General features: G+C 69.2%; 22 protein-coding genes. 11 read left to right on the forward strand and 11 right to left on the reverse strand.

The genetic code is table 11. From position 1 onward, the window contains the following. Positions 1–3 precede the first annotated feature (3 nt). From ACIPYT_RS13935 to ACIPYT_RS13945, 3 genes are all read left to right on the forward strand, one after another. On the forward strand, positions 4–1,260 hold the full coding sequence (locus ACIPYT_RS13935) for a sensor histidine kinase (protein ID WP_401075347.1): 1,257 nt from the start codon (positions 4–6) through the stop codon (positions 1,258–1,260). Next, complete coding sequence (locus ACIPYT_RS13940) at positions 1,257–1,928, forward strand: response regulator (protein WP_401075349.1); 672 nt, start codon at positions 1,257–1,259, stop codon at positions 1,926–1,928. Before ACIPYT_RS13935 ends, ACIPYT_RS13940 begins: the two co-directional genes overlap by 4 nt. Positions 1,929–2,044: 116 nt before the next feature. Beyond that, entirely contained in the window at positions 2,045–3,361 is a 1,317-nt protein-coding gene (locus tag ACIPYT_RS13945) for an acyltransferase (RefSeq protein WP_401075352.1), read from the forward strand. Here the strand turns inward: ACIPYT_RS13945 and ACIPYT_RS13950 are convergent. From ACIPYT_RS13950 to ACIPYT_RS13960, 3 genes are read right to left on the reverse strand one after another with little or no spacing between them, the layout of a single operon-like run. Beyond that, positions 3,308–3,898 (reverse strand): energy-coupling factor transporter transmembrane component T family protein, encoded by a 591-nt coding sequence (locus ACIPYT_RS13950; RefSeq protein WP_401075356.1) that lies wholly within the window; start codon positions 3,896–3,898, stop codon positions 3,308–3,310. The genes ACIPYT_RS13945 and ACIPYT_RS13950 overlap by 54 nt on opposite strands. Further along, the gene (locus tag ACIPYT_RS13955) at positions 3,895–4,587 is read right to left on the reverse strand and encodes an energy-coupling factor ABC transporter ATP-binding protein (protein ID WP_401075359.1); all 693 of its coding nucleotides are present in this window, start codon (positions 4,585–4,587) and stop codon (positions 3,895–3,897) included. The genes ACIPYT_RS13950 and ACIPYT_RS13955 overlap by 4 nt, the downstream gene beginning before the upstream one ends. Next, entirely contained in the window at positions 4,577–5,161 is a 585-nt protein-coding gene (locus ACIPYT_RS13960; RefSeq protein WP_401075361.1) for a biotin transporter BioY, read from the reverse strand. The genes ACIPYT_RS13955 and ACIPYT_RS13960 overlap by 11 nt, the downstream gene beginning before the upstream one ends. Before the next feature lie 57 nt (positions 5,162–5,218). On the opposite strand from ACIPYT_RS13960, the gene ACIPYT_RS13965 reads away from it, so the two are divergent. Next, on the forward strand, positions 5,219–5,791 hold the full coding sequence (locus ACIPYT_RS13965; RefSeq protein ID WP_401075364.1) for a TetR family transcriptional regulator: 573 nt from the start codon (positions 5,219–5,221) through the stop codon (positions 5,789–5,791). A 37-nt stretch (positions 5,792–5,828) separates the two neighbouring features. Here ACIPYT_RS13965 and ACIPYT_RS13970 read toward each other — a convergent pair whose 3' ends face one another. The 7 genes from ACIPYT_RS13970 to sufB are packed head-to-tail and all read right to left on the reverse strand — an operon-like array spanning position 5,829 to position 12,405. Continuing rightward, positions 5,829–7,199, reverse strand: a complete 1,371-nt coding sequence (locus ACIPYT_RS13970) for an MFS transporter (protein ID WP_401075366.1) — start codon at positions 7,197–7,199, stop codon at positions 5,829–5,831. Next, the gene (locus tag ACIPYT_RS13975; protein ID WP_401075369.1) at positions 7,196–8,350 is read right to left on the reverse strand and encodes a MalY/PatB family protein; all 1,155 of its coding nucleotides are present in this window, start codon (positions 8,348–8,350) and stop codon (positions 7,196–7,198) included. Before ACIPYT_RS13975 ends, ACIPYT_RS13970 begins: the two co-directional genes overlap by 4 nt. A 2-nt stretch (positions 8,351–8,352) precedes the next feature. Then, positions 8,353–8,682 (reverse strand): metal-sulfur cluster assembly factor, encoded by a 330-nt coding sequence (locus ACIPYT_RS13980; protein ID WP_050720744.1) that lies wholly within the window; start codon positions 8,680–8,682, stop codon positions 8,353–8,355. Between the two features lie 9 nt (positions 8,683–8,691). Beyond that, the gene (gene sufC / locus ACIPYT_RS13985; protein WP_401075372.1) at positions 8,692–9,462 is read right to left on the reverse strand and encodes a Fe-S cluster assembly ATPase SufC; all 771 of its coding nucleotides are present in this window, start codon (positions 9,460–9,462) and stop codon (positions 8,692–8,694) included. Beyond that, the gene (locus ACIPYT_RS13990) at positions 9,463–9,789 is read right to left on the reverse strand and encodes a non-heme iron oxygenase ferredoxin subunit (RefSeq protein WP_400820535.1); all 327 of its coding nucleotides are present in this window, start codon (positions 9,787–9,789) and stop codon (positions 9,463–9,465) included. Next, positions 9,786–10,985: a Fe-S cluster assembly protein SufD gene (gene sufD / locus ACIPYT_RS13995; protein ID WP_401075375.1), complete on the reverse strand. Its 1,200-nt coding sequence runs from the start codon at positions 10,983–10,985 to the stop codon at positions 9,786–9,788. Before sufD ends, ACIPYT_RS13990 begins: the two co-directional genes overlap by 4 nt. Before the next feature lies 1 nt (position 10,986). Next, a complete protein-coding gene (gene sufB, locus ACIPYT_RS14000; RefSeq protein WP_050720740.1) occupies positions 10,987–12,405 on the reverse strand; it encodes a Fe-S cluster assembly protein SufB in 1,419 nt (472 codons plus the stop codon). Positions 12,406–12,638: 233 nt separating this feature from the next. Between sufB and ACIPYT_RS14005 the strand changes: the two genes are divergently transcribed. Then, complete coding sequence (locus ACIPYT_RS14005; protein ID WP_401075379.1) at positions 12,639–13,760, forward strand: heme A synthase; 1,122 nt, start codon at positions 12,639–12,641, stop codon at positions 13,758–13,760. Between the two features lie 62 nt (positions 13,761–13,822). Continuing rightward, positions 13,823–14,293: a hypothetical protein gene (locus ACIPYT_RS14010; RefSeq protein ID WP_401075382.1), complete on the forward strand. Its 471-nt coding sequence runs from the start codon at positions 13,823–13,825 to the stop codon at positions 14,291–14,293. Here the strand turns inward: ACIPYT_RS14010 and ACIPYT_RS14015 are convergent. After that, the gene (locus ACIPYT_RS14015; protein WP_401075671.1) at positions 14,239–15,153 is read right to left on the reverse strand and encodes a heme o synthase; all 915 of its coding nucleotides are present in this window, start codon (positions 15,151–15,153) and stop codon (positions 14,239–14,241) included. The two genes, ACIPYT_RS14010 and ACIPYT_RS14015, sit on opposite strands and share 55 nt — an antisense overlap. Positions 15,154–15,303: 150 nt before the next feature. Here ACIPYT_RS14015 and ACIPYT_RS14020 point away from each other — a divergent pair, with 150 nt between their 5' ends. The 5 genes from ACIPYT_RS14020 (at position 15,304) to ACIPYT_RS14040 (ending at position 21,707) form a co-directional block, all read left to right on the forward strand. Then, a complete protein-coding gene (locus ACIPYT_RS14020; protein ID WP_401075385.1) occupies positions 15,304–15,831 on the forward strand; it encodes a hypothetical protein in 528 nt (175 codons plus the stop codon). Positions 15,832–15,932: 101 nt separating this feature from the next. Next, positions 15,933–16,649: a hypothetical protein gene (locus ACIPYT_RS14025; RefSeq protein ID WP_401075388.1), complete on the forward strand. Its 717-nt coding sequence runs from the start codon at positions 15,933–15,935 to the stop codon at positions 16,647–16,649. Between the two features lie 228 nt (positions 16,650–16,877). Beyond that, positions 16,878–18,977, forward strand: coding sequence for a transketolase (gene tkt / locus ACIPYT_RS14030; protein ID WP_401075390.1), 2,100 nt, complete (start codon positions 16,878–16,880; stop codon positions 18,975–18,977). A gap of 13 nt (positions 18,978–18,990) precedes the next feature. Further along, a complete protein-coding gene (gene tal, locus ACIPYT_RS14035; RefSeq protein WP_401075393.1) occupies positions 18,991–20,103 on the forward strand; it encodes a transaldolase in 1,113 nt (370 codons plus the stop codon). Next, positions 20,100–21,707 (forward strand): glucose-6-phosphate isomerase, encoded by a 1,608-nt coding sequence (locus tag ACIPYT_RS14040; protein WP_401075395.1) that lies wholly within the window; start codon positions 20,100–20,102, stop codon positions 21,705–21,707. Before tal ends, ACIPYT_RS14040 begins: the two co-directional genes overlap by 4 nt. The last annotated feature ends 20 nt before the right edge of the window (positions 21,708–21,727 follow it).

Here is a 21,727-nt window from a genome sequence, read left to right on the forward strand (position 1 = left end):
GTCATGGCACGATCACGGCAGCGCATCGACGGCGTGCCCACGGTCCGACGGCGCACCGTGGCGCTCGTGCTGCTCGGGGTGGCGACCATCGTGCTCTACTCCGTGTCCGTGCCCCTGCAGACCGTGCTGTTCGGCACGCCGCTGCCGTTGTCGTTCATCCTCGGCGCCGCCCTCTGCGGTGCGCCCCTGCTCGCGCTCAACCGACCGCGCAGCGCGATCGCCCTCTTCCTCGTGGCCGCGGTCGCCTCGCCGCTGTTCGTTCCCTCCGCCGCTGCCGCCGCGTCGCCGTGGCCCTGGTCCGTCCCGACTCTCCTCGCCTTCGTGCTCCTCGTCGGAGTCGTGACGTTCCGTCACGGAGCACGGCTCGGGGCATTCCCCCTCGTGATCGGCAGCCTCGCATCCCTCGGTCTGCTCGTTTTCCGGCAGGATGTCGTCGCTCCGGCCGGCGTCGCCGCGAGCGTCACGGCGAACCTCATCGTCACCGCTTCGGTCGCCCTCGCGACATACCTGATCGCGGCGCTGATCGCCGGCCGCCTCCGCGTGTCGGAGGAACTCACGAAGGAGCGGGAGCATTCGGCACTCGAGGAGTCACGGCGCGCTCTCGTCGAGGAGCGCACCCGCATCGCCCGCGAGCTGCACGATGTGATCGCGCACAGCATGTCGGTGATCCAGGTGCAGTCGTCGACCGCCCGGTACCGCCTCCCCGATCTCGACGAGACGGCAGCCGCGGAGTTCGACAGCATCGCCGCGACCGCACGCACGTCGCTGACCGAGATGCGGCGCATGCTCGGGGTTCTCCGCACCGAGGACCAGTCCGCCGAACTCGTGCCGCAGCAGGGCATCGACGACATCCCGGCGCTCGTCGACACGATCCGTCGAGCGGGAGTCACCGTTGGACTCGAGATCACCGGGTCCGTCGGCGACGCTCCGACCGCCGTGCAGATCGCGGTCTACCGGATCATCCAGGAGGCGCTGAGCAATGCGGTGCGGCACGCCCGCGGCGCTGCCGCGACGGTGCGCGTGCAGGCCGACGACGCGACCGTCGAGCTCCGCGTGCGCAACTGCCGACCGGAGACCGCCGAGGAGACCAGGAGCGGCGGCCACGGACTGCGCGGCATGCGAGAGCGCGTGGAGCTGCTCGGTGGAACGTTCTCGGCCGCTCCGACGTCCGACGGCGGGTGGGAGGTCTCCGCCTCACTGCCGACGACCGGCCCCTCCACCGCGACCGACTCTCCGACCGATACCGAGGACTCCTCATGACGATCTCCGTGCTCATCGCCGACGACCAGGCCATGGTGCGCGCCGGCTTCGCCGCGCTGCTCGACGCCCACGACGGCATCCGGGTGGCAGGGCAGGCGGCGACCGGAGCGGAGGCCGTCACCGTCGCCGCCCGCGTCGATCCCGACGTGATCCTCATGGATGTGCGGATGCCGGAGCTCGACGGCATAGAGGCCACCAGACGCATCCTCGGCCCCGGCTACCCCGCGGCGCACGTGCCTCGCATCCTCATGCTCACGACCTTCGACATCGACGACTACGTCTACGACGCGCTCGAGGCAGGAGCGAGCGGCTTCCTCCTCAAGGATGCTCTGCCGGAGGAGCTCGTGCATGCGGTTCGGGTCGTCGCCGCCGGTGACGCCCTGTTGGCCCCGAGCGTCACCCGGCGGATGATCGAACAGTTCGCGGGGCGTCGCCCCGCGGCCCCGCGCTCGCAGACGGTCCTCGCCGATCTCACCGAGCGCGAGCGCGAGGTGCTCGTGCAGATCGGCCGCGGACGCTCGAACAGCGAGATCGCCGCAGAGCTGTTCATCGCCGAGCAGACCGTCAAGACGCACGTCGGAAAGGTGCTGTCGAAGCTCGGCCTCCGCGACCGTGTGCACGCCGTGATCCTCGCGTACGACACCGGGCTCGTCGAACCCGCCTCATAGGACGCCGACGGTCTGCAGATCACCCCACGGTAGGGGGTGGAACGGCTCCGTAGGGTGATCCTCCAGCCGATACCCTCTCCATACGCTCCTCGGACACCCCGAACCGAGGAGGACACATGCCCATCGTCGAGGCACCACCGGCATCCGCACCGCTCGCATCCGCACCGCGGGGTCGAGACACCGGCATCGACCTCCTCCGCGCTCTGTGCGTCACCGGGGTCGTGCTGTTGCACGCGATCATGGTCGGGGTCACCGTGACCGCCGACGGTCCCGTGTTCGCGAACGCGAGCGAGGGGGCGTGGTGGATCGTCCCGGTGAGCTGGGCTCTGCAGGTCATGCCGCTCTTCTTCATCATCGGCGGTTTCGCGGGGTACCTCGCGCATCGGCGAGGGCGCGAGCGTGGAGAGACGGATGCCACGTTCGTCGCCGCCCGCATCCATCGCCTCCTGGGGCCGACTGTCGTGGTAGTCGGCGTCGTCGGCGCCCTGTTGGCGGCGCTTCTGCTGGCCGGTGTCCCCGGTGATCTCGTGGCGACAGCCGGCTTCCGCTTCGCGCAGCCGCTCTGGTTCCTCGGGGTCTTCCTGCTGTGCCAGGCGCTGCTGCCCACCTTCGCCGCAGCCCACTGTCGCGCGCCGCTCGCCGCGCTCGGCCTGTTCGCCGGCGCAGCCGTGCTCGTCGACGTGCTCCGCGCCCACACCGGCATCGACGGCCTCGGGTTCCTCAACCTCGCGTTCGTCTGGCTGACTCTCCAGCAGGCGGGCTTCTTCCTCGCCGACGGCACGATCGACGCGATGAGCCGCCGCGCCCGAGGATTCATCGTCGGAGGTGCCCTCGCCGCACTGATCGGAGCCTTCGCGACCGGCGTCTACTCCCCCGATCTGGTGGCGAACATCAACCCTCCCACGGCCGCGCTGCTGCTCGTCGGCGTCGTGCACCTGGGGCTCGTGTCGCTGCTGCGCGATCGCATCGCCCGGTTCAGCCGACGGCCGCTCGCCGCGGCGTTCTCGGCATTCGTGAACCGCCGCACCATGACGATCTACCTCTGGCACATGCCCGTGCTGCTCGCGATGGCGGGCGTCACGGCGCTGGTCGCGCTCGGCACGGGTGCCGATCTCCCCGAGCCGAGCAGCCCCGCCTGGTGGGCAGGGCGTCCGCTGTGGCTGCTCACGGCTCTGGCCCTGAGCGCCGTGCTCGCCGTCGCCCTCGCCCGTGTCGAGGATCGTCGGACTCCTGAGGCGACGACGTCCGCTCGACGGCTCGCGTGCGCGACGGCACTGGGCATCGCGATGATCGCGATGCTCCTCGTCGTCGGCACGACGGTCGTCACCGCCGGGATCGCGGTCGCGGGGATGTGGACGGCACTGCGCCTCGCGCGACGGTCAGACGAGTCCGCGCGCGGCGAGGGCGTCGCCGACGTCGTCCGCGTGGCGTAGCGTGCGCACCAGCAGGGGAACGACGGCGCGGACACCGAGCCGTGCGCCGCGGGCGCGATGCGCGTCGGCGATCTCGGCCGCGAAACCCGCCACGACCGGGATCATCGCGATCGTGAGCGACACCGTCATCGCGACGGCGTCCACGTCGACCCACCGCCGTAGCGGCATCAGCATCCGGCGGAGTACGAGCAGCAGGTCGCCCATGCGCGTCGTGATGGTCAGCAGGCTCGCCAGCAGGATGAGCGCGACCACGCGGCCGGTGTTGATCCAGGCGACCTGCGGCGACACGAAGATCCAGAGCGCGAGACCCAGCACCAGCACGAGCCAGCGCAGCCGCCACGCCTCCGCGGCGAGGACTCGCAGCGGAAGACCGGCGACGACGAAGAGCACGGCGACGACCGCGAGGGTCACAGCGATGCTCCGGACATCATGCGGATAGGCGGAGAGCACGATCGCCGAGAGCGCGAGCGCGAGGAGCTTCCTCCCCGCGGGGAGGCGATGCAGGCCGCTCGCCCCCGGCCGGTAGAGCTGGATCATGCGCAGGATCTCCTATAGGCCGCCACGATCTCGGCGGGCTCTCCGGACACGGCGAGTCGCCCCTCCTCGAAGAACACCGCGTGGTCGCAGCGCGCCGCGAGGTCGAGGTCGTGAGTCACGATCACCACCTGGGCCTCCTGCGCGAGGAGGAGGTCTCCGATCCGTCGCGCGTTGCGCAGGTCGAGAAGGGTGGTCGGCTCGTCGGCCACGATGAGGGACGGCCTGGTGACGAGCACCGAGGCGAGGGCGAGCATCTGCTTCTGCCCGCCGGAGAGAGCGGATGCCGGCACATCGGCGTGATCCTGCAACCCGTGCTCGGCGAGCACCTCCCGCACCCTGGCGTCGGCCTCGCCCCGGGAGGCGCCGCGGATCGAGAGCGCAAGGTCCTCGGCCGGCGTCGGCATGAGGATCTGCGACTGCGGATCCGTGAACACGAAGCCGACGCGGCGCCGCACCTCTCGAGTCTCCCTGTGCACATCGAGGCCGTGCACCGACACGCGTCCGGCAGTCGGCGTGACGAGACCGTTGAGCAGCCTCGCGAAGGTCGACTTGCCCGATCCGTTCGCTCCGATGACGGCGATCCGCGGCGCATCGAGGGTGACGGTGACCTCGTTCAGGATGTCGCGTCCGTCGCGCCGCACGCTCACGCCGTCGAGCGTGATGAACCCGGTGGTCGTGTCAGGCCGCACGTGCGGGAGCGCGCTGCGCGAGGCGGGGCCCGAACGCGGGCGGATACGCGCGCCGCAGCGCGAGCGTCAGCGCCGTGGCGGCGGCCGCCTTGAGGAGGTCGCCGGGGAGGAACGCGAGGCTGGACAGCGCGGTCGGTGCGAGCTCGACACCCAGCACGAGCGCCTGGACGGGGATACCGAACGCGTAGACCACGATGATGCCGCCGACGACAGCAGCGAGCGCGGTGCGCCACCACGTGATGCGCGCGCGGTGCGCGATGAGTCCGATCACGACCGATCCGACGACCCATCCGAGCAGGTACCCGGCCGTGGGTCCGGCGAAGACGCCGAGTCCTCCCCGTCCGCCCGCCAGGACGGGCAGCCCGATCGCGGCGAGCACGAGCACGAGCAGCACGGCGAGCGGAGCCCGGCGGGCGCCCAGCACCGTGCCCGCCAACATCACCCCGAGGGTCTGTGCGGTGATCGGCACTCCCCCGGGCAGCGGAACGGTCACCGTGCCGAGCACGACGATGAGGGCGGCGAAGAGCGCGATGCGGGCGAGATCGCGACCGAGGTCGACTCGACGGTCAGTCATCATGGTTCCTTCTTCCTGAACGGTGTTCACGTGAACGGTGTTCACTATAGTGATCGGATGGCCTCTCCGCACACCTCGATCCGACACGACCGCGACAGCGTGGCGCGCACCGCGCTCGCGCTCCTCGACGAGGTGGGCCTCGCCGATCTGTCCATGCGTCGCATCGCCGCGCGTCTCGACGTGCAGCCGAGCGCGCTCTACTGGCACTTCGCGAGCAAGCAGGAGCTCCTCGCCGAACTCAGCGACCGCATCACCGCGACGATCGACGCTCCGGGCCCCGACGTGGTCGCGACGGCACGTGCGATCCGCGACGCGCTGTTCACCCATCGCGACGGCGCCGAACTCGTGCTCAGCACCTACGCGCTGCGCCTGGGATCGTCCCGCGCACAGTCCGCCCTCGCGCGCGCTCTCACGGATGCCGGAGCCGACGACGCCGACGACCGCGCCGCCGCCCTCCTGCAGTTCGTCCTCGGTCACGCCACGCTCGTGCAGCAGCGCATGCACGCCGACAGCTACGGCGCCCTGCCCGCCGACGGCCCCCACGACGCGACCGCGGGACTCGATCGCATCTTCGACCTCGGGGTGAATGCTCTCGCAGGCGTCACGCACTCCCCCACGCTGCGCGACTGACCCTCGGCGCTGTGCGCCGCCGGTGCGACGGTGCGGATCAGCCCCGTTCCGCCTCCGCGGCGTGCCCCAGGCGCAGCCCCGGAACCAGGCCCACGAGCGCGAGCGCGATGCAGAGCGCGAACACGACTCCGAAGGCGTCCGCCCCTCCACCGAGCGTCGCGACCGCGAGGCCGGCGACCGCGATCACGACGGCTGCTCCCGTCGAGTCCGAGATCGACAGCGCCGAGGAGTTGAACCCCTGGTTGCGCGGGGTCGAGTACGCGAGCGTCAACACTGTGAGGCGCGGATACAGCAGCCCCATGCCCGCACCCGCGAACGCCCACCCGACGATCACGAGAGCGGGTGACACCGCGCCGAGAGCGGCGACCAGCACCGCGATCGTCGCGACGAGCAGACACGAGAGGCTGATGAGCGTGATCCGCGTGTTGCCGAGACGGTCACCGTACCGGCCCTGCATCTGCGACGCACCTGCCCAGGCGAACGCCGCGAGCATGAGGGCGATGCCCGCCCAGGTCGCGCTGAAACCGTAGCGCTCGATGAGCAGATAGGGGATGTACGCCTCGGCCGCGAAGAACGCACCCGCAGCGATGCCCCTCATGAGCACGACGCTCGGCAGGCCACGCCCGGCGCGCAGGGTGCGGCGTGGGAGCAGCGGCAGCACGGCCACCGCGATCACGGCGATCGCGCCGACGGCGACGGGCCAGCCGAACGCCACCGGCATGTCGGCGCTGAACCCGACGACCACCGCGAACAGGGCGACCACGACTGCGAGCGCGAGGCGCACGATCAGAGCTCGGCGATCCTGCGGCTCACCATGCCCCAGGTCGAGGTTGCGCAGACGAACCGCGATGATCAGGAACGCGATCGCCGTCAGCACGGCGACGCCGAGGAACGCCCATCGCCAGTCGAGGTACTCCGCGACGGCGCCGGCGAGGAACGGACCCACCATCGACGGCACGACCCATGCGGCCGCGAAGGCTGCGAACACCCGTCCGTGCAGGTGCGCGGGGTACAGGCGGGCGACCACCACGTACAGGGCGACGGTCTGACCGCCGGCGCCGAGCCCCTGAACGAGACGCCCGGCGAGGAACTGATGCATCGTGACCGCGAAACCGGACAGCAGCAGGCCGACGATGAACAGCGAGACCGCGACGTAGAGCGCTCCGCGCGGACCTCGGGCATCCGCCCAGGCACCGGCGGCCACCATGCCGATCACGCTCGTCGCCAGAGTGCCGGCGAACGCGACCGCGTACAGCGCCTGGCCGTCGAGCGCTTCGCTCACGATCGGCATGACGGTGGTGACGGCCAGCGCCTCGATCGCGGCGAGGAAGATCAGTGCGACGGACCCCGCGGTGACCCAGAGCCTCTGCCGATCCCAGATCGACGCGGTCGCGGCGGTGTCGCTCATCGGCCGACGAGCGCGGCGATGCGCTCGATGGCCTCGGTGAGGATCTCGGGGCTCGTCCCGAAGTTGAGCCGCACGTGCCCGGCGCCCTCGGTGCCGAACGTCGGCCCCGAGCTCACCGCCACCCGCGCGTCCTTCAGGATGCGCCGCGCGGGCGCGTCGCCCCATCCGAGCGCGGACAGGTCGATCCACGCCAGATACCCGGCATCCGGGATCCGGTATCGAGCCTGCGGGATGCGCTCCGAGAGGAGATCGCCGACGAGCATCCGATTCGCGTCGAGCGTGTGCAGCAGTCCGTCGAGCCAGGCGTCGCTGGCCTCGGAGAATGCGGCTGAGGCGGCGATCGAGCCGAACTGGCCCGTGCGCCACTCGACCTCGATCGGGAGCGACCGCACGACCGCGCCGGTCGTGTCGTCCGCCGTCACCATGAGTGCGCACTTGAGTCCGGCGAGGTTGAACGCCTTGCTCGCACTCACGACGGCGTAGCCGACGCGGCGAGCGGCATCACCGGCCTCGAGGAACGGCGTGAACCCTGTTCCCGGCTGTGCGAGCGGCGCGTGGATCTCATCCGAGACGACAGCCACGCCGAACTCCTCGGCGACCTCGCCGAGCGCCGTGAGCGCCTCGCGGGCGTGCACCGTGCCGGTCGGGTTGTGCGGGTTGCAGAGCAGCACGGCAGACGCGCCGTCCTCCAGAGCCGCGCGGATGCCGTCGAGATCCATCTCCCACGCCGCTCCGGTGTCGCGCAGCGGGACGCGCACCACGTCGGCGCCCGCTTCCTCGACGAGATCGAAGAAGGGAGGGTAGATCGGCGGCATCACGACGACGCGCTCCCCCGGCTGCGTCACGCGGCGGAGGATCTCGACGATCCCCATGCTCACGTCGGCGGTGGTGCGGATCCGCTCAGGGTCGACCTGCCACCCGAAGCGCCGCTGCGCGAATGCCGCGTAGGACGCGGCCAGCGGGGTGCGCGATGCGACGTATCCGGTGTCGCCCGCGTCCAGGGCGCGCTGCAGCGCCGCCGTGATCTCCGGGGCGAGCGGGAAGTCCGTCTCCGCGACGAACAGCGGCAGTACGTCGTCCGGGTACTCGCGCCACTTCTCGCTCGTGCGCTCCCGCAGTTCGTCCAGCGGGAGCGCGGTGACCTCGAGCATCCTCAGATCGCGAAGCCGAGCGCGCGCATCATGTCGCGCCCGTCGTCCGTGATCCGCTCGGGGCCCCACGGCGGCATCCACACCCAGTTGATGCGGAAGCGGTCGACGACCTTGTCCAGCGCCTGGGCGGTCTGGTCTTCGAGCACGTCCGTGAGCGGGCAGCCGGCGCTGGTGAGCGTCATGTGGATGACGAGGGCGTCGTTCTCATCGTCCCAGGCGAGATCGTAGATGAGTCCGAGGTCGACGACATTGATCCCGAGTTCGGGATCCATGACGTCTTTGAGAGCCTCGGTGACCTCGTCGTACTTCGCGTCGGTGAGGGTGGCTGTCATACGATCAGCCTACGCCTCGATGGGGGCTGCGGGGTCGAGGAAACGGTCGTATCCCTCGTCCTCCAGCCGGTCGGCGAGCTCGGGGCCGCCCTCCTCGACGATCTTGCCCGCGACGACGACGTGCACGAAGTCGGGACGGATGTAGCGGAGGATGCGCGTGTAGTGCGTGATGAGCAGCACACCGAGACCGGTGGACTCCTTCGCCCGGTTCACGCCCTCGGAGACGATCTTCAGCGCGTCGACGTCGAGACCGGAGTCGGTCTCGTCGAGAACCGCGAACTTCGGCTTGAGCACCTCGAGCTGCAGGATCTCGTGGCGCTTCTTCTCGCCGCCCGAGAAGCCCTCGTTGACGTTGCGCTGCGCGAACTTCGGGTCCATGCGCAGGTTCGCCATCGACGCCTTGACGTCCTTGGTCCACTGACGGATGGCGGGGGCCTCGCCGTCGAGCGCGGTCTTCGCGGTGCGCAGGAAGTTGGTCACGGTGACGCCGGGGATCTCCACCGGGTACTGCATGGCGAGGAACAGGCCGGCGCGGGCACGCTCGTCGACGCTCATCTCCAGCACGTCCTCGCCGTCGAACGTGATCGAGCCCGAGGTCACGGTGTACTTGGGGTGACCGGCGATCGTGTAGGCCAGCGTCGACTTGCCCGAGCCGTTGGGGCCCATGATCGCGTGGGTCTCACCGGTCTTCATGGTGAGGGTGATTCCGTTGAGGATCGGGGTGGTCCCGGCCTCGGTCTCGACCGTCACGTGCAGGTCGCGGATTTCGAGAACAGACATTCAGACTTCCTTCGTCACAGTCGGGTCGATGAGCACGTCGTCGCCGTCGATCTCGACGACGTAGACCGGCACGGGCTCATAAGCAGGGAGGTTCTGGGGCTTGCCGGTGAGCAGGGAGAACGCGGAGCCATGGGCCCAGCACTCGACAGTGTCACCCTCGACGAACCCCTCGGAGAGGGAGATGTCACCATGCGTGCAGGTGTCGCCGATGGCGTGGATGACGCCCTCGGAGTCCTTGATCACGGTGATCGGCACGCCGTTCGGCTCGACGCGGATGGGCGTGTCGAGCTCGAGCTCGTCGACGCCGCAGACGCGCTGAGCGCTCACGCGTCGACCTCGGCCAGCTCGGCCTCGATCGCGGCGAGGAGCTCTTCCTCGAGTGCCGGGATGCCGAGGCGCTGCACGATGTCGCTGAGGAAGCCGAGCACGACCAGACGGCGGGCCTCCTCCTCGGTGATGCCGCGGGCCTGCAGGTAGAACAGCTGCTCGTCGTCGAATCGACCGGTCGCGCTTGCGTGTCCGGCGCCGACGATGTCGCCGGTCTCGATCTCGAGATTCGGGATCGAGTCGGCGCGTGCGCCCTCGGTCAGCACGAGGTTGCGGTTCGCCTCGTAGGAGTCGGTACCCGTGGCATCAGGGCCGATCAGCACGTCGCCGATCCACACCGAGTGGGCGCTCTCGCCCTGGAGCGCGCCCTTGTAGAGCACGTCGCCCTTGGTGTGCGGGCCCTTGTGGTGCAGGTAGACCTGGCTCTCGAGGTGCTGTCCGGCATCCGCGTAGGACAGGCCGTACATGTACCCCTCGGAACCGGCGCCCGTGAGCTCGAGGCTCGGGTTCACGCGCACGACACCGCCGCCGAAGCTGATCACGAAGTGCTTGAGCGTCGCGTCGGCACCGACCGTGGCCTGGTGCGCCGCGGCGTGCACGGCGTCGTCGTCCCAGCGCTGCAGGCTGATGACCGTGAGGCTCGCACCGTCGCGGACGACGATCTCGACGTTCTGCGCATATTGCGCCGAACCGGAGTGATCGAGCACGACCGTCGCACGCGAGTGCGGCTGCGCCTCGATGAGGATCTGACCGAAGCCGCGCTTGTCCGCGCCCGCGCCCTCGATCGGGACGAGGATCGGCTCGCCGAGCTCGGCCTCGGCCGGGACGCGGATGTGCAGCCCGCGCGCGGCATGCTTCCACGCCAGGGCGCTCGGGAGGTCTTCCGGACGGAAGAACTCGCCGTAGGCGTCTCCTTCGCCGGGCTGCAGGAGCGCCTCGACCGCGTCGAGACCGTAGGTCACGGCATCCGGGTCACCGGGCTCGTCGGAGAGCAGACCCGCGAGCTTCGCGACCGGGGTGTGCTTCCAGTTGACCTCGCGTCCGGTGGGCGCGTCGAAGTCCGAGGGCTCGAACGAGTGCGGGCGCTCGGACCGGGTCTGCACCGGCACGAAGCCGGCATCGGCCACCTGGGCGGCGGGGTCCACGTGCGCGCTCGAATAGTGCGACGCGGTCGGCGTCGTCGTCTGGGCCGTCATCTCAGCCGACCGATCCTTCCATGCCCATCTCGATGAGCTTGTTCAGTTCCATCGCGTACTCCATGGGCAGCTCGCGCGCGATCGGCTCGATGAAGCCGCGCACGATCATCGCCATCGCCTCGTCCTCGGGCATGCCGCGGGACTGCAGGTAGAACAGCTGCTCCTCGCTGACCTTCGAGACCGTCGCCTCATGCCCGAGCTGCACGTCGTCCACGCGGATGTCGATCGCGGGATACGTGTCGGACCGCGACTTCGTGTCGACGAGCAGCGCGTCGCAGCGCACGGTGTTCGCCGAGTGGTGGGCGTTCGCGTCGACGCGCACCTCACCGCGGTAGCCGGCTCGGCCTCCGCCGCGAGCGATCGACTTCGAGACGATCGACGACTGCGTGTACGGAGCCATGTGGATCATCTTCGCGCCGGCATCCTGGTGCTGACCGGGGCCCGCGAAGGCGACCGAGAGCGTCTCGCCCTTGGCGTGCTCGCCCATCAGGTAGATCGACGGGTACTTCATGGTGACCTTGGAGCCGATGTTGCCGTCGACCCACTCCATGGTGGCCCCCTCGTGCGCGACCGCGCGCTTGGTCACGAGGTTGTAGACGTTGTTCGACCAGTTCTGGATCGTCGTGTAGCGCACGCGGGCGTTCTTCTTCACGATGATCTCGACGACGGCCGAGTGCAGCGAGTCCGACTTGTAGATCGGGGCCGTGCAGCCCTCGATGTAGTGGACGTAACTGTCTTCGTCGGCGATGATCAGGGTCCGCTCGAACTGGCCCATGTTCTCGGTGTTGATACGGAAGTACGCCTGCAGCGGGATCTCGACGTGCACGCCCTTGGGGACGTAGACGAACGAGCCGCCCGACCAGACGGCGGTGTTCAGCGCGGCGAACTTGTTGTCACCGGCGGGGATGACCGTGCCGAAGTACTCCTCGAAGAACTCGGGGTGCTCGCGCAGCGCGGTGTCGGTGTCCATGAAGATGACACCCTGCTCCTCCAGATCCTCACGGATCTGGTGGTAGACGACCTCGGACTCGTACTGCGCGGCGACACCGGCGACGAGACGCTGCCGCTCCGCCTCGGGGATCCCCAGGCGCTCGTAGGTCTCGCGGATCTCCTCGGGGAGGTCCTCCCACGACTGCGCCTGCTTCTCGGTCGAGCGCACGAAGTACTTGATGTTGTCGAAGTCGATCTCGCTGAGGTCGGCGCCCCAGGTCGGCATCGGCTTGCGTCCGAAGAGCTGGTATCCCTTGAGGCGGGTCTTCAGCATCCATTCGGGTTCGCTCTTGAGCGCCGAGATCCCTCGCACGACCTCCTCGGAGATCCCTCGTTGCGCGACGGCGCCTGCGGCGTCCTCATCGTGCCAGCCGAATTCGTACACCCCCAGGCCGTCGAGTTCCGGGCGGTCGATCAGCACATCCGACATCACACACTCTCCTCACAGGTCCCAAAACGGTGTCATCCGCCCCGGCACACCTGATCCCCGTCGAGTCTGCGGGAGCGGGTGCCGTTGGTGGGCCCTCATCACCGGCGCTTCCATCGCGCCTAAACTGTTGACGATGCTTCAGCGCGGTCAGCGCTCATCGCAACAATCCGATTCTACAGGTTCCGCCTGACGACAGGGCCGCTCGCCGTGTCCGCCGCGGTTCGGAGACACCAATGCCCGACACCACCATCGCGTCCTCCTCCCCCACCTCCGCACCGGCGTCGTCGCGCGCCGATGTCTGGGGTCGGATGCTGCGGATCTTCGCGTGGCTGTCGTTCCTGGCCGAGACGATCATCATCGGCACCGGGGGCGCGGTGCGCCTCACCGGATCGGGTCTCGGATGCTCCGAGTGGCCGCTCTGCACCCCGGAGTCGCTCGTGCCGATCTACGCCGATCAGGGCGTCCACGGACTCATCGAGTTCGGAAACCGCCTGATGACCGGAGTGGTCGGAGTGATCGCTCTCGCGGTCGTGCTTCTGGTGCTGTTCACGATCGGCGGCGCCCGAACCCTGGTGCGCACGCTCTGGTTCGCGGTCGGCGGCATCGTCGCCGCAGCCGTCGCCTATCTGATCGTGTCGCAGTTCTTCGAGCACGCCTTCCCCGTCGCCACCGGCGTGCTGCTGCTCGCCGTGATCGCCGCCGCCGTGTATTCCACGCGCACGGCCACCGACAGACGAGACCTGCACGCGCTCGCCTGGATCGTGCTCGTCGGCGTCGTGGCACAGGCCCTGGTCGGCGGCATCACGGTGCTCACGGGCCTCAACCCCTTCATCGTCGGATTCCACTACACGTCGTCGCTGCTGCTCGTGTGCGTCACCGCGGCGTTCCTGTCGCGCCTGTACGCCGTTCCCGGGCCGCGCGAGCGCGTGGTGCCCGCCTGGTTCGCGATCCTCAGCCACGTCACCGGCCTCGCCCTCGCGGTCACGATCGTGTTCGGCGTGCTTACCACCGGGTCAGGCCCGCACTCGGGCGACGCCGAGGTGCTGCGTCACGGCTTCGACGCGACCGTGCTGGCGCACGTGCACTCCTGGCCCGGCTACATCCTCGCGGCACTCGTGCTCGCCATGACCGTCGCTGCGTGGGTGCTGAAGCTCGAGCCGCGGAAGTGGCTGCTCGTGCTCGTCATCGCTATCGCCGTGCAGGTCGGCGTGGGCGTGTGGCAGGCGCGAGAGGGCCTCCCGCCGCTGCTCGTCGGCATCCACATGGTGCTGGCGTCGCTCTCGGCCGCGACGTACACGATCGTCGTGCTGCACCTCAAGAAGGCGACCGCCGCGATCGACCGGGTCGACGCCTGAGCACAGGTGATGCATAGGCGGCACACCAGCGCCTCATCAGTGACTCCTGCATCGTGGCGGGCATGAACAAGTCACTCACCCGCAGCATCGGCTTCTGGCTCCTCCTCGTGCTCTCGCTCGTCTCGACGGGCATCGGCGGCTGGCTCATCGCCGGCCAGGTGGGCTCGATGACCAGCACGCTGCTCGACAACACCGCCACCGGCGTCGACGTCTACGTGGGTCAGTCGCTCATCGTCGTGGGCTCGGCGCTGCTCGGCGCCGGCATCATCGGCATCCTGATCTCCGTCGCGCTCACCGCCGTGCAGGCGATGCTCCCCGCCGCCGCGCCCGTCGTCGTCGAGCCGATCGACTGGACGGCCGAGGAGCCCGCGCCCGAGATCGCAACCGACGCTCCGGTCGCCGAAGAGACGGTCGCCGACGACGCGTCCGCCGACGGTTCAGCGGAGGAGGTCGCCGAGACCACCGACGAGGACGACGCTCAGAAGGGCAGCAGCGGGTCGACCGCGACCGCGACGAAGATCAACGTCAAGTAGGTGATCGAGGCGTGGAAGACCCGCATGGGCCGCGCCTCGTTCCCCCGCACGGCCTGGTTGTACAGGCGGTGCGACTCGTAGATGAACCATCCGCCGAACACCAGGGCGGAGACGGTGTAGACGAGGCCCATGCTCGCGATCGGGATCAGCAGCAGTGAGCAGGCGACGGTCGCCCAGGCGTAGAGGATGACCTGGAGGCCGACCTGCGAGGCGTTGCGGGTCACACCGAGCATGGGCACGTCGACGTCGTCGTAGTCGTCCTTGTACTTCATCGACAGCGGCCAGTAATGCGGCGGCGTCCAGAGGAAGATGAGGGCGAAGAGGATGAAGGCCGGCCAGTCGAGCGAACCGGTCACGGCCGACCAGCCGATCAGCACCGGGAAGCATCCGGCGATGCCGCCCCAGATGATGTTCTGCTCGGTGCGGCGCTTGAGGATCATCGTGTAGATCACGACGTAGAAGAAGATCGCGGATGCCGAAAGCGTGGCCGCGAGCCAGTTGGTCGTGAACCACAGCCACACGGTCGAGACGATGGCGAGAGTCCACGAGAAGATGAGCGCGCCGCGCGGCGTGATCTCGCCCGTCACGAGCGGACGGTTCTCGGTGCGGTGCATGTGCGCGTCGATGTCGCGATCGAGGTACATGTTGAAGGCGGCGGCCGACCCGGCGCTCAGGGACCCGCCGATGACGGTCGCGAGCACCAGCCACATGTTCGGGAGGCCGCCCTGTGCGAGGAACATGACCGGGACGGTCGACACGAGGAGCAGTTCGAGGACGCGCGGCTTGGTGAGGGCGACGTACGCCTTCACGGTACGACCGAAGGACTTCTTCACAACGGTCTGATCAGACATCGTCGAGATCTCGATCGCCTCCTCCACACGCGTCACGACAGCTTTTCCAGTCTACGACACGCGGACGGACCTCCCGAGCACGTGCGCACACCCGACGGGCCGATCCGGGCCTGTGGATAGATCGCTCGCGCGAACCGTCGATCCGGCTACGGTGACCGGATGCTCCATCGCCGCCCTCCCCTCCTCGCCCTCGCGGCGCTCGCTGTCGTCGGCACGCTCGCCGGGTGCGCCGCGTCGCCCGCACCGACGCCGACCCCCACGCCCGCCTTCGCGAGCGACGAGGAGGCCTTCGCCGCCGCCGAGGAGGTCTACCGTGCGTACAACGATGCGGGCAATGCGCGAAATGCAGGTGAACCGGAGCCAAACCCTCAGGACTTCCTCGTCGGCAACGCACTTGAGGGAGACATTGAGGGCGTGAGGCTACTTGAAGAGGGCCAGTTGACCGTTGACGGCGAGGTCAAAGTTGATTCGGTCGCACTTGAAGAAGCACCCGTCCGGAGCCAACAAACAAAGGTCGTCGTCCTTGTCTGCTTGGACGTGTCGCAAGTTCGACTGATGGACGCGAATGGAAACGATGTCACTCCACGGGGGCGCGCAGACGTCGTCGCGCAAGAAGTAACCTTCACCAGCGATGGCGATGATCTGCGAATCTCATCCGAAGCATCTGCGGACGTAAGTCAGTGCTGACGCGAGCTGCCGCCATCTCGCTCGCGGCACTAACACTCGGAACGACTGTCCTGGCCCCGACAACTGCAATGGCGCCCGCCTGCACGCGAACCCTCGAAACCGTGGGCGGATGCAGCTTTACGAACGACGGCACCACCCTCACGATCACCGACACCCGCCAGCAGCCGGGCACCACCACGCCCGGCGACCGTCGCCGCACCGACTCCGGGCCGACGACGCCTCCGCCGCCGAGCAAGCGCGCGCAGGAGCTCGCGGAGTGTCTGAACGACCTCGGCACCACGCGGTGCGCCGAGTTGATGCGGCCCGACGATCCGACACCCGCTCCCCCGGGGCTTCCGACGGTGACCATCGCCGATCTCGCCAGTTTCGCTCCGGCGCCCGTCGTCGTCGCCGCAGAACCCGGAGACATCGCGATCGTCGGGATGCCCGCGAACTTCGTGAGCGCCGCATCCGCGCACACCGCGGCCGGCACACTGTTCGGCGTGCCGATCTCGGTGCGGTTCACGCCGGTGGCCTACGACTACACCTACGGCGACGGCTCCACCGCCACGCTCGCCACGCCCGGGCGCACATGGTCGTCGCTCGGTCAGGCCCAGTTCACGGCGACCCCGACGAGTCATGTGTACCGCGAACGGGGCACCTATGTCGCCGACGTCGACGTACGGTACTCGGCCGAGGTCGATCTCGGTCTCGGATGGGTTCCGGTGGCGGGCGAGCTGCGCTCCGACGGCCCCGGTCGCGAGATCCGTGTACTCGAGGCGCGCACCGCTCTCGTGGCCCACACCTGCGCGGAGAGAGGCGACGCGCCCGGGTGCTAGACATCCCGTTCCACACGTCATGGAACGGGATGTCAGCGTGCCCGGAATCACCTCCGGTCGGAGGGAATTACACGCGCCCCGTCACGTTGTAAAGGGAGGAAATCGGGTCGAGCCCCAACGCTATGCTGGGGGGACTCGCGCGCCCAGCGCACATTCACCTTCCTCCGTGACGATGCGGACCGATGCTGCGGCCAGGGCGCTATCGAACTGTTGAAGAAGGGCTTCACCGTGTCGGAATTGCAGTGGGATGAGATCGATCGGCGCGCGGTGGACACCGCTCGCGTGCTGGCTGCGGACGCCGTGGAGAAGGTCGGCAACGGCCACCCCGGCACCGCGATGAGCCTGGCCCCCGCCGCCTACCTCCTCTATCAGCGGGTCCTGCGTCACGACCCCACCGACACCGACTGGCTCGGCCGCGACCGCTTCATCCTCTCCGCCGGCCACTCCTCGCTCACGCAGTACGTGCAGCTCTACCTCGGCGGTTTCGGCCTCGAGCTCGGCGACCTCGAGGCGCTCCGCACCTGGGGCTCTCTCACGCCGGGCCACCCCGAGTACGGCCACACCAAGGGCGTCGAGATCACGACCGGCCCGCTCGGCCAGGGTCTCGCCTCCGCCGTCGGGTTCGCCTACGCCGCCCGCTACGAGCGCGGCCTGTTCGACCCCGAGGCCGCAGAGGGCACCAGCCCGTTCGACCACTTCATCTACGTGATCGCCGGCGACGGCGACCTGCAGGAGGGCGTCACCAGCGAAGCCGGTTCGCTCGCAGGCCACCAGCAGCTCGGCAACCTCATCGCGATCTACGACTCGAACCAGATCTCGATCGAGGACGACACGAACGTCGCCTTCACCGAGGACGTCGCGAAGCGCTATGAGGCCTACGGCTGGCAGGTGCAGACGGTCGACTGGAAGAAGACCGGCGAGTACGTCGAAGACGTCGCCGAGCTCCACGCCGCGATCGAGGCCGCCAAGGGCGAGACCTCCAAGCCGTCGCTCATCATCCTCAAGACCATCATCGGCTGGCCGTCGCCCGGCAAGCAGAACACCGGCAAGATCCACGGATCCGCCCTCGGCGCCGACGAGCTCGCCGCCACGAAGAAGGTGCTCGGCTTCGACCCCGAGAAGAACTTCGTCGTCGCGGACGACGTCATCGAGCACACCCGCGGTCTGGCGGCGCGTGCCGCCGAGGAGCGCGCCGCGTGGCAGCAGTCGTTCGACGCGTGGGCCGCGGCGAACCCCGAGCGCAAGGCCCTCCTCGACCGCCTCGAGGCCGGCGACCTCCCTGAGGGCATCGCGTCCTCGCTCCCCGTGTTCGAGAGCGGCAAGGACGTCTCGACCCGCGCCGCCTCCGGCCAGGTCATCAACGCGCTCGCCGCCGAGCTCCCCGAGCTCTGGGGCGGTTCGGCCGACCTCGCCGAGTCGAACCTCACCACCATCAAGGGCGCCAAGTCGTTCATCCCCGCCGAGTGGTCGACCCATGAGTGGTCGGGCAGCCCCTACGGTCGCGTGCTGCACTTCGGCATCCGCGAGCACGCCATGGGCGCGATCGTGAACGGCATCGTCCTGCACGGCAAGACCCGCGCGTTCGGCGGCACGTTCCTCATCTTCAGCGACTACATGCGCCCGCCGGTGCGTCTGGCCGCCCTGATGAACGTTCCCAGCATCTTCGTGTGGACGCACGACTCCGTCGCCCTCGGCGAAGACGGCCCCACGCACCAGCCGATCGAGCAGCTCGCGACGCTCCGTGCGATCCCGAACTTCACGCTCGTGCGCCCCGCCGATGCGAACGAGACCTCGGCCGCATGGCTCGAGATCCTCCGTCGCACCGAGGGCCCGGCCGGTATCGCGCTGACCCGCCAGAACATCCCGGTGTTCGAGCGCGGCGAGGGCGCGGCATCCGGTGACGTGTTCGCGTCGGCGGAGAGCGTCGCCAAGGGCGCGTACGTGCTCGCCGAGGCGCCGAACGGCACGCCCGATGCGATCATCGTCGCGACCGGTTCCGAGGTGCAGCTCGCGGTCGCCGCGCGCGCCGAGCTCGCGAAGGAGGGAGTCAACGTCCGCGTCGTCTCCGCTCCCTCGCTCGAGTGGTTCGACGAGCAGGATGCCGCCTACCGCGAGTCGGTGCTGCCGAAGAGCGTCACCGCCCGCGTCTCCGTCGAGGCCGGCTCCGTGCTGAGCTGGCGCGGCATCGTGGGCGACCGCGGCCGTTCCGTCGGCATCGACCACTTCGGCGCCTCCGCCGACTACAAGACCCTGTTCGAGAAGTTCGGGATCACCACCGAGGCCGTCATCGCGGCCACCCGCGAGACCCTGGCCGACAACGCCAACTGATCAAGGAGAACTCATGAGCACCCCCACCGCAGACCTCGCAGCCGCCGGCGTCAGCATCTGGCTCGACGACCTGTCGCGCACGCGCATCTCCTCGGGCAACCTGCAGAGCCTGATCGACACGAAGAACGTCGTCGGCGTCACCACCAACCCGACGATCTTCGCGAACGCCATCACCGACAAGAACGACACGTCGTACGACGCCCAGGTCACCGAGCTCGCCGCGTCGGGCGCGACCGCCGAGGAGGCCGTGTTCGCGGCCACCACGCAGGACGTCGCCGCCGCCCTCGACGTCTTCCGCCCCGTGTGGGAGGCCTCGAACCACGTCGACGGCCGCGTGTCGATCGAGGTCTCCCCCGACCTCGCGCACGACACCGCCGGTACGGTCGCCTCGGCCAAGGAGCTGTGGGCCAAGGTCGACCGTCCGAACCTGCTCGTCAAGATCCCCGCGACCAAGGCCGGGCTTCCGGCCATCGCCGAGGCGATCGGCGCAGGCATCAGCGTCAACGTCACGCTGATCTTCAGCCTCGAGCGCTACGCGGAGGTCATCGAGGCCTACCTCACGGGACTCGAGACCGCGAAGGCGGCCGGTATCGACCTGTCGACGATCCACTCCGTGGCGTCGTTCTTCGTGTCGCGCGTCGACACCGAGACCGACAAGCGTCTTGCGGCGATCGGCACCGAGGCGGCCGAGGCGCTCAAGAGCAAGGCCGGACTCGCCAACGCGCGCCTCGCGTACGAGCTCTTCGAGAAGACCTTCGCCGAGGATCGCGCGCAGGCTCTCGTGGCCGCCGGCGCCAACGCCCAGCGTCCGCTGTGGGCGTCGACCGGCGTCAAGGACCCCGCCCTCCCCGACACGCTCTACGTGACCGAGCTCGTCGCCGACGGCGTCGTCAACACGATGCCCGAGAAGACGCTCGACGCGACCTTCGACCACGGCGTCGTCACGGGCGACACCATCACGGGCGGCTACGAGGAGGCCCGCGAGGTCTTCGCCGGCCTCGCCGAGCTGGGTATCGACTTCGCCGACGTCACGCAGGTGCTCGAAGACGAAGGCGTCGCGAAGTTCATCGACTCGTGGCACGACCTCCTCAGCCAGGTGGCCGAGGGCCTGGAGGCCCAGCGATGACATTCGCGATCCACGCGTCGGGACCGGCGCGTGTCGCGATCGATGAGACCGTTCCGGGTCTCGTCAGAGATCTGATCGCCTCCCGCCTCACGAACGGGGACCCCACGCTGTGGGGCCCCGCCGCTGAGGCGGAGGCATCGATCCGGCTCGGGTGGGTCGAAGCGGTCTCCGTCTCGCGCCCGCTCGTCGCCGAGATCGTGGCCCTGCGCGACGAGCTGCGCGCCCAGGGCGTGAGCCGAGTCGTGCTCGCCGGCATGGGCGGATCGTCGCTGGCACCCGAGGTCATCGCGCAGACGGCGGGAGTGCCGCTGACGATCCTCGACTCGACCGCTCCGGGTCAGGTGCTCTCGGCACTCGACGACGGACTGCGTGAGACCGTTCTGGTCGTCTCGTCGAAGTCCGGGTCGACGGTCGAGACCGACTCGCAGCGGCGCACGTTCGAGGCGGCGTTCCGCGATCTGGGCATCGATCCGGTCTCGCGCATCGTCGTCGTCACCGACCCCGGATCACCCCTCGAGACGTCGGCGCGCGAGGCGGGGTACCACGTGTTCACCGCCGACCCGAACGTGGGCGGTCGCTACTCGGCCCTCACCGCGTTCGGCCTGGTCCCCGCCGGGCTCGCGGGCGTCGACATCGACGAACTCCTGAACGAGGCCGAGGCTTCGTTGCTCCCCGTCGCGGTCGACTCCGCCGAGAACCCCGCCCTGCGCCTGGCCGCCGCGATCGCCGCGACCTCGCCGCGCCGCGACAAGCTCGGCCTGATCACCGACGGCACGCACATCAAGGGACTGCCCGACTGGATCGAGCAGCTCATCGCCGAATCGACCGGCAAGGACGCCACCGGCATCCTGCCCGTCGTCCTGCTGCCGGTCTCCCCTGAGCTCGACTCTCGGCCCGCCGATCTCCAGATCGTGCGCCTGGTCGACGACGCGGAGGAGTTCCACCTCCGTGAGCGCCACCAGGACGAGATCCTCGTCAGCGGCTCGCTGGGCGCCCAGCTCATCGTGTGGGAGTTCGCGACGGCAATCGCCGGTCGACTGCTCGGCATCGACCCGTTCGACCAGCCCGACGTCGAGTCGGCGAAGGTCGCCGCGCGCGGTCTCCTCGACGAGCGCCCGCAGCCCACGGCTCCCGTGTTCGTCGAGAACGGCGTCGAGGTGCGCGTGTCCGACCCCGCTCTGGCCGCGTCCGGCACGATCGAGGGCGTGATGGATGCGCTCTGGGCGCGCCTCGCGGACGACGGCTACGTGTCGATCCAGGCCTACGTCAACCGCCTCGATCTCCCGCAGCTCCAGGGACTCCGCGAACTCGTGGCCGCCGACTCCGGTCGTCCGACGACGTTCGGCTGGGGCCCGCGCTTCCTCCACTCGACCGGCCAGTATCACAAGGGCGGTCCTGCGCAGGGTGTGTACCTCCAGATCCTGGAGCGCACCGACGTGGATCTCGAGATCCCCGAGCGTCCGTTCACCTTCGGACAGCTCATCGAGGCGCAGGCGGCCGGAGACGCGGCCGTCCTCGCCGAGCACGGCCGTCCGGTCGTCTCCCTGACGATCACCGATACTTCGGCCGATGTGCTCACCCTCTTCGAAGCAGCTCAGAAGTAACACCCAGGAGAATTCCCCAC

Origin of the sequence: Microbacterium sp. NPDC089695, from assembly GCF_044749085.1 — a bacterium.
Classification (GTDB): domain Bacteria; phylum Actinomycetota; class Actinomycetes; order Actinomycetales; family Microbacteriaceae; genus Microbacterium.